General features: G+C 66.4%; 16 protein-coding genes. 12 read left to right on the plus strand and 4 right to left on the minus strand.

Translation table 11 applies throughout. The annotated features are described in order from the left end of the window. Window positions 1–3: 3 nt before the first annotated feature. Entirely contained in the window at window positions 4–1,320 is a 1,317-nt protein-coding gene (locus N7422_RS03305; protein ID WP_279805175.1) for an MFS transporter, read from the minus strand. A gap of 262 nt (window positions 1,321–1,582) precedes the next feature. On the opposite strand from N7422_RS03305, the gene N7422_RS03310 reads away from it, so the two are divergent. After that, complete coding sequence (locus tag N7422_RS03310) at window positions 1,583–2,452, plus strand: LysR substrate-binding domain-containing protein (RefSeq protein ID WP_279805176.1); 870 nt, start codon at window positions 1,583–1,585, stop codon at window positions 2,450–2,452. A 78-nt stretch (window positions 2,453–2,530) separates the two neighbouring features. On the opposite strand, the gene N7422_RS03315 is transcribed toward N7422_RS03310, so the two are convergent. Beyond that, a complete protein-coding gene (locus N7422_RS03315) occupies window positions 2,531–3,556 on the minus strand; it encodes an Ldh family oxidoreductase (RefSeq protein WP_279805177.1) in 1,026 nt (341 codons plus the stop codon). A 143-nt stretch (window positions 3,557–3,699) separates the two neighbouring features. On the opposite strand from N7422_RS03315, the gene N7422_RS03320 reads away from it, so the two are divergent. The 11 genes from N7422_RS03320 (at window position 3,700) to N7422_RS03370 (ending at window position 16,381) form a co-directional block, all read left to right on the plus strand. Then, complete coding sequence (locus N7422_RS03320; RefSeq protein WP_279805178.1) at window positions 3,700–4,572, plus strand: MurR/RpiR family transcriptional regulator; 873 nt, start codon at window positions 3,700–3,702, stop codon at window positions 4,570–4,572. Between the two features lie 26 nt (window positions 4,573–4,598). Further along, window positions 4,599–5,351, plus strand: a complete 753-nt coding sequence (locus tag N7422_RS03325) for a transporter substrate-binding domain-containing protein (RefSeq protein ID WP_279805179.1) — start codon at window positions 4,599–4,601, stop codon at window positions 5,349–5,351. A gap of 148 nt (window positions 5,352–5,499) precedes the next feature. Next, window positions 5,500–6,219: an ABC transporter permease subunit gene (locus tag N7422_RS03330; protein WP_279805180.1), complete on the plus strand. Its 720-nt coding sequence runs from the start codon at window positions 5,500–5,502 to the stop codon at window positions 6,217–6,219. Further along, window positions 6,216–6,926, plus strand: a complete 711-nt coding sequence (locus N7422_RS03335; RefSeq protein WP_279805181.1) for an ABC transporter permease subunit — start codon at window positions 6,216–6,218, stop codon at window positions 6,924–6,926. The genes N7422_RS03330 and N7422_RS03335 overlap by 4 nt, the downstream gene beginning before the upstream one ends. 16 nt (window positions 6,927–6,942) lie before the next feature. After that, a complete protein-coding gene (locus N7422_RS03340; protein ID WP_279805182.1) occupies window positions 6,943–8,187 on the plus strand; it encodes an FAD-binding oxidoreductase in 1,245 nt (414 codons plus the stop codon). Window positions 8,188–8,210: 23 nt separating this feature from the next. Next, window positions 8,211–8,993 (plus strand): amino acid ABC transporter ATP-binding protein, encoded by a 783-nt coding sequence (locus N7422_RS03345; RefSeq protein ID WP_279805183.1) that lies wholly within the window; start codon window positions 8,211–8,213, stop codon window positions 8,991–8,993. Window positions 8,994–9,477: 484 nt separating this feature from the next. Then, complete coding sequence (locus N7422_RS03350; RefSeq protein WP_279805184.1) at window positions 9,478–10,287, plus strand: type 1 glutamine amidotransferase; 810 nt, start codon at window positions 9,478–9,480, stop codon at window positions 10,285–10,287. A gap of 445 nt (window positions 10,288–10,732) precedes the next feature. Further along, on the plus strand, window positions 10,733–11,644 hold the full coding sequence (kdgD, locus tag N7422_RS03355; protein ID WP_279805185.1) for a 5-dehydro-4-deoxyglucarate dehydratase: 912 nt from the start codon (window positions 10,733–10,735) through the stop codon (window positions 11,642–11,644). 102 nt (window positions 11,645–11,746) lie between these two features. Beyond that, a complete protein-coding gene (locus tag N7422_RS03360) occupies window positions 11,747–13,096 on the plus strand; it encodes an MFS transporter (protein ID WP_279805186.1) in 1,350 nt (449 codons plus the stop codon). A 51-nt stretch (window positions 13,097–13,147) separates the two neighbouring features. Next, window positions 13,148–14,701: a galactarate dehydratase gene (gene garD, locus N7422_RS03365; protein ID WP_279805187.1), complete on the plus strand. Its 1,554-nt coding sequence runs from the start codon at window positions 13,148–13,150 to the stop codon at window positions 14,699–14,701. A 99-nt stretch (window positions 14,702–14,800) separates the two neighbouring features. Then, on the plus strand, window positions 14,801–16,381 hold the full coding sequence (locus N7422_RS03370) for an aldehyde dehydrogenase (NADP(+)) (protein WP_279805188.1): 1,581 nt from the start codon (window positions 14,801–14,803) through the stop codon (window positions 16,379–16,381). 150 nt (window positions 16,382–16,531) lie between these two features. Here the strand turns inward: N7422_RS03370 and N7422_RS03375 are convergent, their stop codons facing one another. Both N7422_RS03375 and N7422_RS03380 read right to left on the minus strand, forming a co-directional pair. Continuing rightward, entirely contained in the window at window positions 16,532–17,281 is a 750-nt protein-coding gene (locus N7422_RS03375) for a FadR/GntR family transcriptional regulator (protein WP_279805189.1), read from the minus strand. 79 nt (window positions 17,282–17,360) lie between these two features. Further along, window positions 17,361–18,128, minus strand: a complete 768-nt coding sequence (locus N7422_RS03380; RefSeq protein WP_279805191.1) for a helix-turn-helix transcriptional regulator — start codon at window positions 18,126–18,128, stop codon at window positions 17,361–17,363. Between the last annotated feature and the right edge of the window lie 43 nt (window positions 18,129–18,171).

Genomic DNA, 18,171 nt, shown 5'->3' on the forward strand with positions numbered 1-18,171 from the left:
CCTTCAAGTACGCATTGGCTTGATTGCCATGCTGGTGTTGGGTGCCACGTCAACGGCCTGTTCGTCACTCACCGGGCGGCTGTTCCAATGCGGCAGCAGCACCAGGGCGGAGAACAGCGCGGTGCCGGCGAAGATGATGAACACCGTGACGCTGTCGAAGTAACCTGGCAGCAGCCCGCCGAGCACCGCGCCCACCGAGCCGCAGCCGTTGACGAAGCCTGCCGCGGTGGCGCCGGCCTTGGCGGTGCCGAAATCGATGGCTGCCGCGCCACTGATCATCGAGTCCGGGCCGTAGAGGGTCAGGCCCATCACGAACAGCAGGGCCACCACCAGCAGCACACTGCCGCTGTGCATCGCCGCCATGAAGCCCGCCAGGGTCATGGTCAGCAGCAGCAGACTGATCACGCAGGCCGGCATGCGCCGCGCGCCGAACAGCTTGTCCGAGGCCAGGCCGATGATGATCGGGCCAAGCAGGCCGGCCAGTTCGAAGGCGGTGGGGATGATCGCCGCGCCGACCTTGCCCACCGAGGGCATCTGTTCGAAGACGATCACCGGCCCCCAGAGCAGGATGGCGTAGCGCGCAGGCTTGAGCATGAAATAGGCAAGGCCCAGGGTCAGCACCGTGCGGTTGCGCAGGATCTCGCGCAGCGGCGCCCAGACACTGCACAGGTTCGCGCCCGGCGCCATGCTCTGTGGCTCGGGCTCCACCGCCGGCAGGCCGACATCTTCGGGCTTGTTGCGCTGGAAGATGAAGAACAGCAACGCCACGACGGCCACCACCGCGGCGCTGGAGAAGAACGCCGCATGCCAGCTGCCGACCAGGGTATAGGCCCACCAGCCGGCGAACGGCGAGGCCACCAGACCGCCGAAGGCATAACAGGAGCTCCACAGCCCCAGCACCCGGCCGCGCTGCGAGGCCGGGAAGAAACTGCCGATGTTCTTGCACAGTCCCGCCCAGCCGGTGGACTGCGCCAGGCCCTGGATCAGCATGCAGGTGGCGAAGATCGGGAAGGTCGCATAGCTGCCCATCACCACCGCCGCCACCGCCGAGATCAGCAGCCCGCCCAGCACCACCACGCGCGGCCCGAACCGATCGGCGAGCATGCCCCAGGTGAACTGACCCACGGCGTAGGCGGCCAGGTAGATGGCGTCGAGGTTGGCCATGGCGGCCTTGTCGAGCATGAACGTCGGGTCTTCGCCAATGCCAAGCTTGGCCACCGAGAAGGCTTTGCGGGTGAAGTAGAAGGCGGCGTAGGCCAGCCAGGTGATCGCGAAGATCTGCATGCGCCACCGCTTGATGGCGCCCAGGGATTGGTTCATGTGACTCTGACCTCTTGCTTGAGTGTGCCGGCAGAATGTGAAGAAACGCCTGTCTTGTTGTTGTGTTGCGCACTGCATGACGGAGGGACGTCGACTGGTCAGATGGCGGCCCGGGTCTGGCGTGACCGGGCGCGACCATGACCGACTGGCGGCTGCTTGTGGCGGCGCCGTCGGTTGAAACACATGGAAACAGCTGCTGACTGATAAATAAAATCGATTTATCGTATTTCACACATAAGCCCAGCTTTTAACAGGAGTGCCCATGTCGGTCTCGCACGCTCAACTCAAGGCCTTCCACGCCGTCGCCGAACAAGGTGGCTTCACCCGCGCGGCGCAAAAGCTGTTCCTCACCCAGCCGGCGGTTTCCGACCAGGTGCGCAAGCTCGAGGAGCGCTTCGGCGTGCTGCTGTTCCAGCGCAACAAGCGCTCGGTGCAGTTGACCGACCTGGGCGAGCGCCTGCTGGGTATCACCCAGCGTCTGTTCGCCTGCGAAGCCGAGGCCGTGGAGCTGCTGCAGGACTCCCGGGCATTGCACACTGGCAGCCTGGTGCTGGCGGTGGACGCCCCGGTGCATGTGCTGCCGCAGATCGCGCGCTTCTGCCAGCGCTATCCGGGCATCCAGGTGAAGATCGAGACCGGCAACACCGATGAGTCGCTGGCGCGGCTGTTCAGCTACCAGGCCGACCTGGCCCTGCTCGGTCGTGATGTCGATGACGAACGGTTGTACTGCGTGCCGCTGCGCCGCGACCCGATGGTCGCCTTCGTTTCCCATCACCACCCCTGGGCCAGTCGGGGCGAGATCAGCCTGGCAGACCTGGACGACGCGCCGCTGGTGCTGCGCGAGCCGGGCTCGGTGACGCGACAGACACTGGAAGAAGAGATGCAGCGGGCCGGCTTGCGGATTCGCCCGGCGATCCAGGTGGAAGGCCGTGAGGCCGCGCGCGAGGCGGTCGTGGTCGGCATTGGCGTGGGCGTGGTTTCAGCGGCGGAGTTCGGCGCCGATGCAAGGGTTTGTGCGTTACCGATTGTCGATTGCCAGCGGCACCTGACCGAAACCCTCGTCTGCCTGAGCGAGCAGCGAACGCGGCGGGTGGTGGCCACGTTTCTGGAGATGGTGCAGGACGCCGTTTGATATCCGGCGCCGGCCCGGATGCATTCATCTGCGAGGCGGCGCACAGGCCTGGCGCCGCCTCGCAGGCATTCGCGCGGCTCAGCCAGCCAGTTCCCGCAGCGCCTGCCATTGCTCCCCGGTCAGCGCCACCCCTTCCCGCTCGGCCACCTCGCGCTCACGGTAGCGCCGCTCCCCCGGCATCCGCGTCAGCCCCACTTCCCGCATCTGCTCCACCAACGCGCGGCTGCGTCGGGCAAATCGTTCACCCTCGGCCTTGCGCGGATCGATCACGATGATCAGTTGCCCGGTCCAGGGGGTCTTGGCCCCCGGATGTCCGGACCAATCGAATTCCCAGGAGAAGTTGCCACCGGTCAACGCCGCCGCCAGCAACTCGACCATCATCGACAACGCCGAGCCCTTGTGCCCGCCGAACGGCAGCAGCGCGCCACCCTCGAGAATCGCCCCAGGGTCGGTGGTCGGCTGGCCCGCGGCATCCACGCCCATGCCCGGCGGCAGTTGCTCGCCCGCCCGTGCCGCGATCTGCACGTCGCCATGGGCCATGGCGCTGGTGGCCATGTCGAAGACGATCGGATCGTGCCCCTCGCACGGCGCGGCGAAGGCGATGGGGTTGGTGCCGAACAGCGGCTTGCGCGCGCCATGGGGCACCACGCAGGTCATGCTGTTGACCACGCTCAGGGCCACCAGGCCTTGGTCGGCGAACGGCTCGACATCCGGCCAAAGCGCGGCGAAATGGTGCGAGTTGTGAATCGCCAGCACCGCGATGCCCGCCGTGCGCGCCTTGTCCACCAGCAGCGGGCGCGCCGCGGCCAAGGCCGGCTGGGCAAAGCCGCCTTTGGCATCGACCCGCACATAGGCCGGCGCCAGATCGGTCACCTGCGGCACGGCGCGACCATCGACCCAGCCGCTGGCCAGGGTCGAGACATAACCGGGAATACGGAACACGCCATGGCTGTGAGCGCCGTCGCGCTGGGCGCTGGCGCAGTTGTGGGCGAGCACGGCGGCCACGTCCGCGCTGCAGCCATGCCCCTGGAAAATCGCCTGCAACAGTGCCTGCAGTTCGGCGAATGGCACGCGCACCACAGCGCGGGTGGAAGGTGAGGACATCTGGAGCTCCTTTCTTGGAATTGGAATCGCTACAGCGCAACAGACAGACTTTCCCGCCAATGACAGCTATCTGTCAAATATTGACTTGATGACAGAAAACAGCCATTTTGGCTTCCACGCCAGAAATCAACCGGACGCCGACCATGAGCCAATCGATCAAGCAACGCCTGGAAAGCAGCCTGCACACCGCTGCCGCCTCGGGTCGCCAGATCGCCAGCTACATGCTCGCCAACCTCCACGAACTGCCGTTCCAGACCTCGGCCAGCATCGCCGCCAAACTGGGGGTGAGCGAGTCCAGCGTCGGGCGTTTCTGCCGCGCCCTGGGCTATGCCCACCTCAAGGCGCTCAAGCAGGACCTGCAGAGCGACCTGGGCGATGGCCCCTGGCTGGTGGGTGACCGCCTGCAGGAATTCCGCCAGCAACCCGAGGACGACCAACGCTCGGGCAGCCTGGAGCTGGAAATGGCTGCGCTGGTGCGCGTGCACGAATACAGTCGCGGCGAAGCCTGGCAGCAAGTCGCCCGGCGCCTGGCCGAAAAGCCACGGGTTTTCATCGCCGGTTTCCAGACCGAGCGCGGCATCGCCATGTGCATGAGCCACCTGCTGCAATACCTGCGCGACGGCGTGCAACGGGTCGATGGCAGCGCCGGGCATTTCGGCGAAGTGCTGCTCGGATGCCCGCAAGACTGTGCGCTGGTGGTGTTCGAGGCGCGCCGCTATTCACGCCATGCCCTGCAGCTGTGCCACAAGGCGCGCGAGCTGGGTATCCCGGTGACGCTGGTCACCGACACCTTCTGCGACTGGGCCGATGCCAACGCCGACGAGGTGTTCCGCATCCCCACCGAGTTCAACCTGTTCTGGGAATCCACCGCGACGATGCTGTCGTGGGTACACCTGATGGTCAACGAGGTCTGCAAGGTCCTCGGGCCGGATGTCGAAAGACGCTTGGAAGCAACTGCCGCTCTACATAACGAATTCGTCGGCTACACCTCGTGGCCGACGGGCAAACAACAATAGCAAGCGTGCAACTACCGAGGTGCGAGATGAAAAGAACCATGGCTGTCGTGGGTGCGTGCGCCCTGCTGCTGGCGGGCCACGCCAGTGCCGAGACCCTGCGCTTCGCCACTGAAGGCGCCTACCCGCCCTTCAACTACGTCGATACCGACAACAAGCTGCACGGTTTCGACATCGATATCACCCATGCTCTGTGCGAGCAGATGAAGGTCGAATGCACCCTGGTGGCCCAGGACTGGGAAGGCATCATCCCGGCACTGATGGCCCGCAAGTACGACGCTGTGGTGGCCTCGATGATCGACACCGAGGAGCGCCGCCGGAAGATCGCCTTTACCGACCGCTACTACCGCACCCCGCTGACCGTTGCCGTCGCCAAGGACAGCAAGATCAGCGACGCGCAGACCGACTTCAAGGGCTACACGGTCGGCGCCCAGTCCGCCTCGACCCAGGCGATCTACGCCGAGGACGTGTACGGCAAGGCCGGCGCGGACGTGAAGTTGTACCCGACCCTGGACGAAGCCAACGCCGACCTTGCCGCCGGGCGCCTGGACGGGGTGATCGCCGACAAGTTCCCGCTGCACGAATGGCTGAACAAGAACGGCCAGGACTGCTGCAAGATCCTCGGCGACGTCGACGGCACCAAGGCCGACGCGGCGATTGCCGTGCGCAAGGATGACGAGGCCCTGCGCGTGCGGCTGAACGAGGCGCTGGCGGCGATCGTGGCCAATGGCACCTACCAGAAGATCGCGAGCAAGTATTTCGCCTTCGATATCTATAACTGATCCAATTCCTGGGGCTGCTGCACAGCCCTTTCCGACCGGTCCGACACTTCGGCAACGCCGCTCCCACAGGGCGCGCGCGATCCCTGTGGGAGCGGCCCTGTGTCGCGATCGGGGCGCTATGCGCCCCGCCGACCTCGAGGATGCACACATGCTCGATCAACTCTCCCTGCTCTCCTTCGCCAGCGGCGGTTGGGGCCAGGCGCTCTTGGCCGGCGCGCTGGTGACCGTGTCGCTGGCGCTGGCCTGCCTGCCCATCGGCCTGCCGCTGGGCCTGCTGGTGGCGCTCGCCGCGCGCTCGCGCAAACGCCTGCCGCGGGCCTGGGCCACGACGTTTTCCACGGTGTTCCGCGGCCTGCCCGAACTGCTCACCCTGCTGATCATCTACTACGGCTGCCAGATCGCCGCGCAAAAGCTGCTGGCCGCGCTGGGTTATGAGGGCGAGGTGCTGATCAACACCTTCCTGGCCGCGATGGCCGCCTTCAGCCTGGTATTCGCCGCGTTTTCCAGCGAGATCTGGTTGATGGCCTTCAAGACCCTGCCCAAGGGTCAGCTGGAAGCGTGCGCGGCCTTGGGCCTGAGCAAGCGCACCGGGTTCTTCAAGGTGCTGCTGCCGCAGCTGACGCGCATCGCTCTGCCGGGCCTGTCGAACAACTGGCTGAGCCTGCTCAAGGACACCTCGCTGGTGTCGACCATCTCGCTGATCGACCTGATGCGCCAGACCAACCTGGCGGTCAGCGTGACCAAGGAGCCGATGCTGTTCTACGGCGTCGCCTGCCTGGTCTACCTGCTGTTCTCGGCGCTGTCGGGCAGGGTCTTCGCCCTGCTGGAACGGCGCAGCAACCGCCACCTGCAAGGAGCCCGCCCATGAGCCTGGAGCAACTGCTGGCCCACGTGCTCGATCCGGACCTGCTGGAACGCTACGGCGCGCGCTTCGTCGATGGCCTGCTGGTCACCGCCAAGCTGGTGGCGATCTCGTTCACCCTCGGCGCGCTGCTGGGCATGCTCCTGGCCCTGGCGCGGATGTCGCATAGCGTTGTGCTGAGGCGCCTGGCGGGCGGCTACGTGTACTTCTTCCGTGGTTCACCGCTGCTGGCCCAGCTGTTCCTGCTGTACTACGGGCTGGGTTCGCTCAAGGGCTTCTGGCAGGACCTGGGGCTGTGGTGGTTCTTCCGCGAGGCCTGGTACTGCGCCCTGCTGGCCTTCACCCTCAACACCGCCGCCTACCAGGCCGAGATCTTCCGCGCCAGCCTCATGGCCGTCGCGCCAGGCCAGTACGAAGCGGCCAAGGCGCTCAACCTCAAGCGCTCCACCACCTTTTTCAAGGTGGTCCTGCCGCAGTCGTTGCTGGTGGCCATCGGCCCGCTGGGCAACGAGCTGATCATGATGATCAAGGCCAGCGCCATCGCCTCGCTGGTGACGATCTACGACCTGATGGGGGTGACCAAGCTGGCGTTCTCGCGCAGCTTCGACTTCCAGATCTACCTGTGGGCGGCGGTGCTCTACCTGCTGATCGTCGAGGTGGTCCGGCGCACCCTGAAACACCTGGAGGCCCGCCTGGGCCGCCATCTGAACTGATTGAAGGAATCGTTCCATGCATTGCCAGACCCTCGTTCTGGGCGCCGGTATCGTCGGCGTCAGTACCGCCCTGCATCTGCAGGCCCGCGGACGCCAGGTGATCCTCATCGACCGCGACGAGCCGGGCTGCGGCACCAGCCATGGCAACGCCGGGCTGATCGAGCGCTCCAGCGTGATTCCCTACGCCTTCCCGCGCCAGTTCGGCGCCTTGCTGCGCTACGGTCTCAACCGCCAGCCCGATGTGCGCTACAGCCTGTCGCACCTGCCCAAGGCCGCGCCATGGTTGCTGAGCTACTGGCGCCAGTCCGCCCCCGGACGCCTGGCCAAGGCCGCCGCCGACATGCTGCCGCTGGTGCAGCGCAGCGTCGCGGAACACGACGCACTGATCGAGGCCGCCGGCCTGCAAGGGCTGGTACAGGCCAAGGGCTGGATCGAGGTGTATCGCGACCAGGCGCTGTTCGACCAGGCCAAACGTGGCCTGCAAGGCCTGGCCCGTTACGGCCTGCGCCACGAAATCCTGGAGCACGACCAACTGCAGGCCCGCGAGCGGCAACTCGATGGCGGCGTGGTCGGCGGCATCCACTGGCTCGACCCGAAGACCGTGAACGACCCCGGTGGCCTTACCCGTGGCTACGCCGCGCTGTTCATCCAGCGCGGCGGGGCGTTTCTTCACGGCGATGCGCGCAGCCTGCGCCAGACCGGCAACGGCTGGCAGGTGGACACGCGCCGTGGCGCGGTCAGCGCCGACGAAGTGGTGGCCTGCCTCGGCCCGCAGTCGGCCGACCTCTATGAGCAGCTGGGTTATCAGTTCCCGCTGGGGATCAAACGTGGCTACCACATGCACTACGGCATCCGGGCCGGCGCCAGGCTGGAGCACTCGATCTGCGACACCCAGGGTGGCTATGTCCTGGCGCCGATGGCCAGGGGAGTCCGCCTGACCACCGGCATCGAATTCGCGGCCAGCGACGCCGCCGGCAACGAAATCCAGTTGCGCCGTTGCGAGGCTCTGGCACGCAAGCTGTTCCCGGCCCTGGGCGAGCGCCTGGACGACACGCCCTGGCTGGGCCGCCGTCCGTGCCTGCCGGACATGCGCCCGGTGATCGGCCCGGCCACCCGGCACAACAACCTGTGGTTCAACTTCGGCCATGCCCACCACGGCCTCACCCTGGGGCCGGTCAGCGGCCGCCTGCTGGCCGAACTGCTGACGGGGGAAGCCCCGTTCACCGACCCTGCGCCCTACAGCGCCGCACGCTTCGACTGACCCTTGAGCGGGAGAACAACAAGATGACCGTACCCTTGAGCCATGCCAGCCTGCACCCTGCCCCCGACCCGCGCCCGGAACTGATCCGGATCGAGGGCCTGAACAAGCACTACGGCGCCTTCCAGGTGCTGCACGGCATCGACCTGTCGGTGCGCGAGGGCGAGCGCATCGTGCTTTGCGGCCCGTCGGGCTCGGGCAAGTCGACGCTGATCCGTTGCATCAACCGCCTGGAGATCGCCCAGCACGGCAGCATCCGCGTGGCCGGCACCGACCTCGCCAGCACCAGCCGCCAGGCGGCCCAGGTGCGCAGCGAGATCGGCATGGTGTTCCAGCACTTCAACCTGTTCCCGCACATGAGCGTGCTCGACAACTGCCTGCTGGCGCCGATGAGCGTGCGTGGACTGCCGCGCCAGGAAGCCGAAGAACGGGCACGGATGTACCTGGACAAGGTCGGCATCGGGAACCAGGCGCACAAGTACCCCGGCCAGCTCTCCGGCGGCCAGCAGCAGCGGGTGGCGATTGCTCGGGCGCTGTGCATGAAGCCCAGGATCATGCTGTTCGACGAACCGACCTCGGCGCTCGATCCGGAGATGGTCGCCGAGGTACTGGAGGTGCTGGTGCAGTTGGCCGGCACCGGCATGACCATGCTCTGCGTCACCCACGAAATGGGCTTCGCCCGGCAGGTGGCGGAGCGGGTCCTGTTCCTCGAGGGCGGGCGGATCATCGAGGACAGCCCGCCCGAGGTGTTCTTCGAGCAGCCCAGGACGGCGCGGGCACAGGCGTTCTTGAAGCAGATCCTGCATTAGCGATTCGCAGCCGTGGGCGCATTCATTTGCGATGGCGACGCATAGTCAACTTTTCGCCTTTACGGCCAGGCCTTTCAGGTGTTCGCCGCGAAGGCTTGCACGCCTATGAGATCGAGCGCCCAAAGACCTGGAATGGATCGGTAACCGTCTTTAACGGGCAGGGTCGGTTTTCGCGGATCTGAGCATGCCAATCACGATCATTGCAGCGACGCAAAGACCCGACTGCGTCGTTAAATATTATTGACCCAAGCCCCCGCCAAACCCTTGTCACCAAAGGCCTAGAACGCCTCAAGCCCCCGAAAAACGGCGCCTTCACGCCCCGCCACTCGTTTGACATATCGAACGGCTCTGGCAAGCTATGAGTCAGGCCCCGACCGGCATCGCCCCAGGCGAGTCGGCAGTGCTCGGAGCCCCAGGCAGCACACAAGGCCCCGGCCGTGCGCCTGCACAACAACGACAGGCATGACCTGTCCCAAGGTGACATATGTCCAACAGCAACATTGGCAACAAGCAACCCTCCCTGCGCAAACCCGTCGTCCTGATGACCATGGGCAGCCAAGAGCGCAAAGGCCATGACTATCAGGTCATGACCCACAAATACATCACCCCGCTGGTCGAATTCTCCGGTTGCGTCCCGGTCCTGGTGCCCACCTGCTGTGGCGTCGAAGACCTCGAGACCTACCTGGACATGGCCGACGGCGTCTACCTGACCGGTGCCGGCAGCAACATCGACCCGGCCCTCTACGGCCAGGAAAACCAGACCCCCGGCAAGGGCCAGGACCAGGATCGCGACCTGTTCGACATCCCGCTGGTCAAGGCGGCGATCAAGCGCGGCCTGCCGATCTTCGGCATTTGCCGTGGCATGCAGGAAATCAACGTGGCCCTCGGTGGCGACATCTACCAGAAGGTCTACGCCGAGCCAGGCTTCAACGACCACCGGGAAAACCCGCAAGACCCGGTCGAGGTGCAGTACGCCCAGGTGCACGGCGTCAAGATCAAGCCGGGCAGCTGGCTGCGCGACACTCTGGGCAGCGACGAGATCCGCGTCAACTCGCTGCACGGCCAGGGCCTGCGCAACCTGGGCGCCGGCATCGAGCCGATCGCCCACGCCGAGGACGGCCTGGTCGAGGCGATCCATGCCCCGAGCCTCTCGCCCTTCCTGTTCGCGGTGCAATGGCACCCGGAGTGGCAGGCGGCGAAGAACCCCGATTCGATCAAGATGTTCCAGGCCTTCGGCGACGCCTGCCGTGCCCAGGTCCGCAAGTCCCAGGTCAAGCGCAATCAGGCCGCCTGACCCACTGAAGCTTCGTTAGCTTTGATCGCGGGGCGGTGCAAGACCGCCCCCGTTTCCCCGGTCACCCTCTGCTGGTCCCAGAACACTTCCCGTGGAAGCGGGCGGCGGGCTTGTGCCTGTCTCCGCGATCTTTTTTCTCCCTGCAAGTCATACGACAACACTCCTCTGCCGAATTCTCAGGTTTACGCTTTCCCCCTGTAGGAGCGGCCTTGTGTCGCGAAAGGGCCGCAGCGCGGCCCCGGCGATTGATGCGTCTGCGCTTGGACCCTGGGGCCGCTGCGCGGCCCTTTCGCGACACAAGGCCGCTCCTACAGGGGTTGCGTTGTCATGGCTGAAACGAATTACAAATTCTGTGCAGAGGGGACTAGTCATCGTACATGTTGTACGATAACTTACCTCTCACCTTGGTTCACCCTCCTCCAAGCGCCACAGGATGCCTACAACAATGACCCCACAAGAACTGCAATCCATCCTCTCCCACGGCCTGCTGTCGTTCCCCGTCACCGACTTCGACGCCCACGGCGACTTCAACCCGGCCGGCTACGCCAAGCGCCTGGAATGGCTCGCCCCCTACGGCGCCAGCGCCCTGTTCGCCGCCGGCGGCACCGGCGAGTTCTTTTCCCTGGCCGCTAGCGAGTACAGCCAGGTGATCAAGACCGCCGTCGACACCTGCGCCACTTCGGTGCCGATCCTTGCCGGCGTCGGCGGCTCGACCCGCCAGGCCATCGAATACGCCAGGGAAGCCGAGCGCCTGGGTGCCAAGGGCTTGCTGTTGCTGCCCCACTACCTCACCGAAGCCAGCCAGGACGGCGTCGCCGCCCATGTCGAGGCGGTGTGCAAGGCCGTGAACATCGGCGTGGTGGTGTACAACCGCAATGTCTGCCGCCTCAACGCCGACCTGCTGGAGAAACTCACCGAACGCTGCCCGAACCTGATCGGCTACAAGGACGGCCTGGGTGACATCGAGCTGATGGTGTCGATCCGACGCCGCCTGGGCGATCGCTTCAGCTACCTGGGTGGCCTGCCCACCGCCGAAGTGTATGCTGCGGCGTACAAGGCCCTCGGCGTGCCGGTGTATTCCTCGGCGGTATTCAATTTCGTGCCCAGGACCGCGATGGATTTCTACCACGCCATCGCCCGTGACGATCACGCCACCGTGGCCAGGCTGATCGACGATTTCTTCCTGCCGTACCTGGATATCCGCAACCGCAAGGCCGGTTACGCCGTGAGCATCGTCAAGGCCGGAGCGAAGATCGCCGGCTACGACGCCGGCCCCGTGCGCACGCCCCTGACCGACCTGACCGCGCAGGAATACGAGATGCTCGCCGCGCTGATGGACAAGATGGGCCCGCAGTAAGCGCGCTTCCTGCGGCCTGCCGATGCCGCCGCCGGAGCAGGCACGCCCTGCTCCGGCCCACAACCGATCCCCGTATAAAAATAACGAGTGGGAGTAACCAGCATGCAAGCGACGAAAAAGACGCATGTACGCTACCTGATCCTGTTGATGCTGTTCCTGGTGACCACCATCAACTACGCCGACCGCGCCACCATCGCCATCGCCGGCTCCAGCCTGCAGAAGGACCTGGGCATCGACGCGGTCACCCTCGGCTATATCTTCTCCGCCTTCGGCTGGGCCTACGTGGCCGGGCAGATCCCCGGCGGCTGGCTGCTCGACCGCTTCGGCTCGAAGAACGTCTACGCCTTCAGCATCTTCACCTGGTCACTGTTCACCTTGCTGCAAGGCTTCGTCGGCGGCCTGCCGGTGGCCTGGGCAGTAGTCACGCTGTTCACCCTGCGTTTTCTGGTCGGCTTCGCCGAAGCACCGTCGTTCCCCGGCAACGCGCGGATCGTCGCGGCCTGGTTCCCCACCCAGGAACGCGGCACCGCCTCGGCGATCTTCAACTCGGCGCAGTACTTCGCCACCGCGCTGTTCGCCCCGATCATGGGCTGGATCGTCTTCACCTTCGGCTGGGAGCATGTGTTCGTGGTGATGGGCGCGCTGGGCATCGTGTTCTCGGCGGTGTGGCTGAAAACCATCTACAACCCCCGCCAGCACCCGCGCATCGGTCAGGCCGAGCTTGAACATATCGAGCAGAACGGCGGCCTGGTGGACATGGACCAGAAGCGCGGCGGCGACGGCCCGAAATGGGGCTACATCAAGCAGCTACTGACCAGCCGCATGCTGCTGGGCGTCTACCTGGGCCAGTACTGCATCAACGCCATCACCTACTTCTTCCTCACCTGGTTCCCGGTGTACCTGGTGCAGGAGCGCGGCATGACCATCCTCAAGGCCGGCTTCATCGCGTCGCTGCCAGCGGTGTGCGGTTTCATCGGCGGCGTGCTTGGTGGCGTGCTGTCGGACTGGCTGCTGCGCCGCGGCAACTCGCTGACCTTCTCGCGCAAGCTGCCGATCGTCTGCGGCCTGCTGCTGTCGACCACCATGGTCTTCTGCAACTACGTCGACGCCGAGTGGATGGTGGTCGGTTTCATGACCCTGGCGTTCTTCGGCAAGGGTATCGGCGCCCTGGGCTGGGCGGTGGTCGCCGACACCTCGCCCAAGCAGATCGCCGGGCTGTCGGGCGGGCTGTTCAACACCTTCGGCAACATCGCCTCGATCACCACGCCGATCGTCATCGGCTACATCATCAGCGCCACCGGCTCGTTCAAGTGGGCCCTGGTGTATGTCGGCGCCAACGCCCTGGTGGCAGTGTTCAGCTACCTGGTGATCGTCGGTCCGATCAAGCGCATCGAGCTCGACGAGCCGCCCAGGCGCGAACCTGCGCCCAATGCCGAACTGGCCCGCCAGTGAGCCGGACACGCCAGCACCCCGCCTGAGAGAAAAGACAAGAAGGGCCTGAACATGCAGTTGATCGAACATTCCGAGTCGCCCCGCTATGTACGCCTGCACCCCGAGGACAACGTCGTGGTGGTGGTCAACGACGGCGGCCTGGGCGAAGGCGCGCGCTTCGCCGACGGCCTGACCCTGGTCGAGGGCGTGCCGCAGAGCCACAAGGTCGCCACCGTGGATATCCGCCAGGGCGAGGCGGTGCGCCGCTACGGCCAGGTCATCGGCCATGCCCTGGAGGACCTGCGCCAGGGCAGCTGGGTCAAGGAGGATCAACTGGCGATGCCAGCCGCGCCCGAGCTCGACAGCCTGCCACGCTGCGACGCCGTGCCCGCCGCCCTGGCGCCGCTCGACGGCTTCACCTTCGAGGGCTACCGCAACGCCGACGGCAGCGTCGGCACCCGCAACATCCTTGGCATCACCACCACCGTGCAGTGCGTGACCGGCGTGCTCGACCACGCGGTCAAGCGCATCCGCAACGAGCTGCTGCCCAAATACCCCAGTGTCGACGACGTGGTCGCCCTCACCCACAGCTACGGCTGCGGTGTGGCGATCAACGCCCGCGACGCCCATATCCCCATCCGCACCGTGCGCAACCTGGCACGCAACCCCAACCTCGGCGGCGAGGCGCTGGTCATCAGCCTGGGCTGCGAGAAGCTGCAGGCCGGCCAGGTGATGCACGCAGGCGACCCGTCGGTGGACCTCAGCGAGCCCTGGCTGTACCGCCTGCAGGACGCCTCGCTGGGCTTCACCGAAATGATCGAACAGATCATGGCCCTGGCCGAAACCCGTCTGAAAAAGCTCGACCAACGCCGCCGCGAAACCGTGCCGGCCAGCGAGCTGATCCTCGGCATGCAGTGTGGTGGCAGCGACGCGTTCTCAGGCATCACCGCCAACCCGGCACTCGGCTACGCCGCTGACCTGCTGGTGCGCGCCGGGGCCACGGTGCTGTTCTCGGAAGTCACCGAAGTACGCGACGCCATCTACATGCTCACCTCCCGCGCCGAAACGCCGGAGGTGGCCGAGGCGCTGGTGCGCGAGATGGACTGGTACGACCGTTACCTGCGACAGGGCGCGGCGGATCGCAGCGCCAACACCACGCCAGGCAACAAGAAGGGCGGGTTGTCCAACATCGTCGAGAAGTCCCTGGGATCGATCGTCAAGTCCGGCAGCTGCGCCATCCAGGGCGTGCTCGGCCCTGGAGAGCGCGTCACCGGCAAAGGCCTGATCTTCTGCGCCACCCCGGCCAGCGACTTCGTCTGCGGCACCTTGCAGCTGGCCGCCGGAATGAACCTGCACGTGTTCACCACCGGCCGGGGCACGCCCTACGGCCTGGCCATGGCGCCGGTGGTCAAGGTGTGCACCCGCAGCGAGCTGGCCCAGCGCTGGCCGGATCTGATCGACATCGACGCCGGGCGTATCGCCAGCGGCCGGGCGAGCATCGAGGAGCTGGGTTGGGAGCTGTTCCACTACTACCTCGACGTGGCCAGCGGCCGCAAACGCACCTGGGCCGAGCAGCACGGCCTGCACAACGACATCACCTTGTTCAATCCCGCGCCGATCACCTGAACGACAACGCTTGGCATGGCAGCGGGCTTGCCCCGCGCCAACTCGATCGCGGGACAAGCCCGCTGCCACGCCCTTTTTATCACTTCTCCAGGAGTCCCCATGCCCAAGATCCTCGGCCACAACTTCATCGCCGGCCAGCGCAGTGGCGTTGGCCCGCAACACCTGCTGAGCCTGGACGCCACCAGCGGCGAGGCACTGCCATACCGCTTCGCCCAGGCCACCGAAGGCGAGGTCGATCGCGCCGCCCGTGCCGCGGCCAACGCCTTCGGTGAATTTCGCCAGTTACCGCCGGCACGCCGCGCCGAATTCCTCGAGGCGATCGCCGCCGAACTGGACGAGCTCGATGACGGCTTCGTCGCCATCGTCTGCCGCGAGACCGCCCTGCCCGCCGCCCGCATCCAGGGCGAGCGTGGCCGCACCAGCGGGCAGATGCGCCTGTTCGCCCAGGTGCTGCGCCGCGGCGACTTCCTCGGCGCGCGCATCGACCTGGCCCTGCCCGAACGCCAACCGCTGCCCAGGGTCGACATCCGCCAGATGCGCATCGGCGTCGGCCCGGTGGCGGTGTTCGGCGCCAGCAACTTCCCGCTGGCCTTTTCCACCGCCGGGGGCGACACCGCCGCGGCCCTGGCCGCTGGCTGCCCGGTGGTGTTCAAGGCCCACAGTGGCCATATGGCCACTGCCGATCTGGTCGCCTGCGCCATCCAGCGCGCCGCCGAACGCACCGGCATGCCCAAGGGCGTGTTCAACATGGTGTTCGGCGGAGGCGTCGGTGAATGGCTGGTCAAGCACCCGGCCATCCAGGCGGTCGGCTTCACCGGTTCGCTCAAGGGCGGCGAGGCCTTGTGCCGCATGGCCGCCGACCGCCCACAGCCGATCCCGGTGTTCGCCGAGATGTCGAGCATCAACCCGGTGATCGTCCTGCCAGGCGCCCTGGCCAAGCGCGGCGAGGCCATCGCCCGTGAGCTGGCCGGCTCCGTGTGCCTGGGCGCCGGGCAGTTCTGCACCAATCCGGGCATGGTGATCGGCTTGCAGTCGCCCGATTTCAGTCAGTTGCTGAGCACGCTGGGTCAGCATCTGGACCAGCAGGCCGGCCAGACCTTGCTCAATGCCGGTGGCCTGCGCAGCTATGTCGGCGGCCTCGAGCACCTGCATGCGCATGCGGGCGTGCAGCACCTGGCGGGTCAACCGCAAGCAGGCGAGCAAGCCCGCGCCCAACTGTTCAAAGCGGACGCTCGCCTGCTGGTGGAGTCCGATCCGCTGCTGCAGGAGGAGGTGTTCGGCCCGGTCACCGTGGCCGTCGAGGTCAGCGACGACGGGCAACTGCGCGCCGCCCTGCTTGGCCTGCGCGGCCAGTTGACCGCCACGCTGATCGGCGAGCCGGAAGATCTGGAAGCCTTTGCCTGGCTGGTGCCACTGCTGGAGGAGAAGGTCGGGCGGATCCTGGTCAACGGCTACCCGACCGGGGTCGAGGTGTGCGACGCCATGGTCCACGGCGGGCCGTATCCGGCCACGTCCGATGCCCGCGGCACTTCGGTGGGCACGCTGGCCATCGATCGCTTCCTGCGGCCGGTGTGTTACCAGAACTACCCGCAGGCGCTGCTGCCCCAGGCGTTGCGTGACGGCAACCCGCTGGGGCTGCGGCGATTGGTGAACGGGCAGTGGCGTGATGGCGCGATCTGAGCGCCGCGATATACAGAGAGCCCCGCGCAAGCGGGGCTTTCTTGTGTTGCCTGGGCCGACCTCTTCGCGAATAGACCCGCTCCCACAGGGATCACCTTCCGCCAGAAAGCATCGGACAGCCCCCAACAGGCTGCTCAGCGGCCAGGAGATTCAGGCCCCGTGCGCCTCGGCCTCTTCATGTGCCTGGCGCAACCGCTCGCGGCTGTTGCTCAGGTGCATGCGCATGGCCATCTTCGCGCCCTCGCTGTCGCGCCGGGCGATGGCTTCGTAGATCGCCTCGTGCTCATGCATCAGCCGGCTCATGTAGTGCGCCTGGTCGTCGTGGGCCAGGCGCGCCGAGTTGAGCCGGGTACGCGGGATGATGCTGGTGCCCAGGTGGTTGATGATGTCGGCGAAATAGTGGTTGCCGCTGGCCTGGGCGATGCGCAGGTGGAACTGGAAGTCCGCCGACACGGCGTCGCAGGCATGGGCCGCGCCCTCGTTCAGTTCATCCAGCGCGGCACGCATGCCGGCCAGTTCCTCGTCGCTGCGACGCTGGGCGGCCAGGCCCGCGGCCTCGATCTCCAGGGCGATGCGCAGTTCCAGCACCGCCAGCACCTCGCGCAGGGTGACGATGGTTGCCGGGTCGATACGCAAACCGCCAGTGCTCGGCGCATCCAGCACGAAGGTGCCGATGCCGTGGCGGGTCTCGACCTGGCCGGCGGCCTGCAGCCGTGAGATGGCCTCGCGCACCACGGTGCGGCTGACGCCCTCCTCGGCCATGATCTGCGATTCGGTGGGCAGCTTGTCGCCGCGCTTGAGCTGGCCACCGCGGATGCGCTCGGTCAGCACCGTGACCAGTTCCTGGGCCAGACTGCGCGGCTTGCGCCGGGTCCGTGCCTGTACCTGCTGCTCTGTCATGCCCTGTACATCGTGTTGTGAAAGACAGGCGAGATGATAGCGCAAGCAGTTGTACGATCACATACGTCACCCAGGGCTTTCATGTCATCTGCCGTGCGGCTGACGGCGGCTGGCCCATGACCCGACGGTACAGGCTGGAAAACGCACTGGGGCTTTCGTAGCCCAGGTCCAGGGCAATGCGGGTCACCGCCTCGCCTGCCGCCAGGCGCGTCACCGCGGCCATCAGGCAGGCCTGCTGACGCCACTGGCCGAACGACAGCCCCGTCTGCTCGCGGAAACGCCGGCTGAAGGTGCGCGGGCTGCAGTTGAGCTGCCGCGCCCAGGCCGCGGCCCGAACATGGATCAGCGGCTGCGCCAGGAACGCCTGGCACAGGTTGGCCAACCGGGGCTCGGCCGGCATCGGCGCGAACAGTGGCAGACAACGGGCGTTGCCCAGTTCGTGCAGGACCAGCCCCAGCAGCAGGCCATCACGGCCGGTCTCGTCATGCAAGGCCGGCACCTCGGCGCTGGCCAGCAGCAGCTGATGCAGCAATGGCCCCACCCGCAGCGCCTCGCACGCTTCACCCAGCCTGGGCCGCGCGCTCGGCTCGATGTACAGGCTGCGGGTGCTCACCCCGCGCATGCGTACCTGATGCGGCTTGCCCGGCGGAATCCACACGCCGCTGCCGGGCGGGATGACCCAGGCACCATCGTCCGTGAGCACCTCCATCAATCCGCTCATGCCATACAGGAACTGCGCCCGGCGATGGACGTGCCTGGGCAGCAAGGTGTCAGGCGGGTAGTCGGTGGCGATGGCCAGCACCGCACGTGGCGTGGCATCGACCTGGGACAGTGGAATGTTGCGCATGGCAGCGGACTCTGGCTGAAACGCGATGATTATTGGCCAACTC

Source organism: Pseudomonas sp. GD04091 (assembly GCF_029836165.1).
GTDB lineage: Bacteria > Pseudomonadota > Gammaproteobacteria > Pseudomonadales > Pseudomonadaceae > Aquipseudomonas.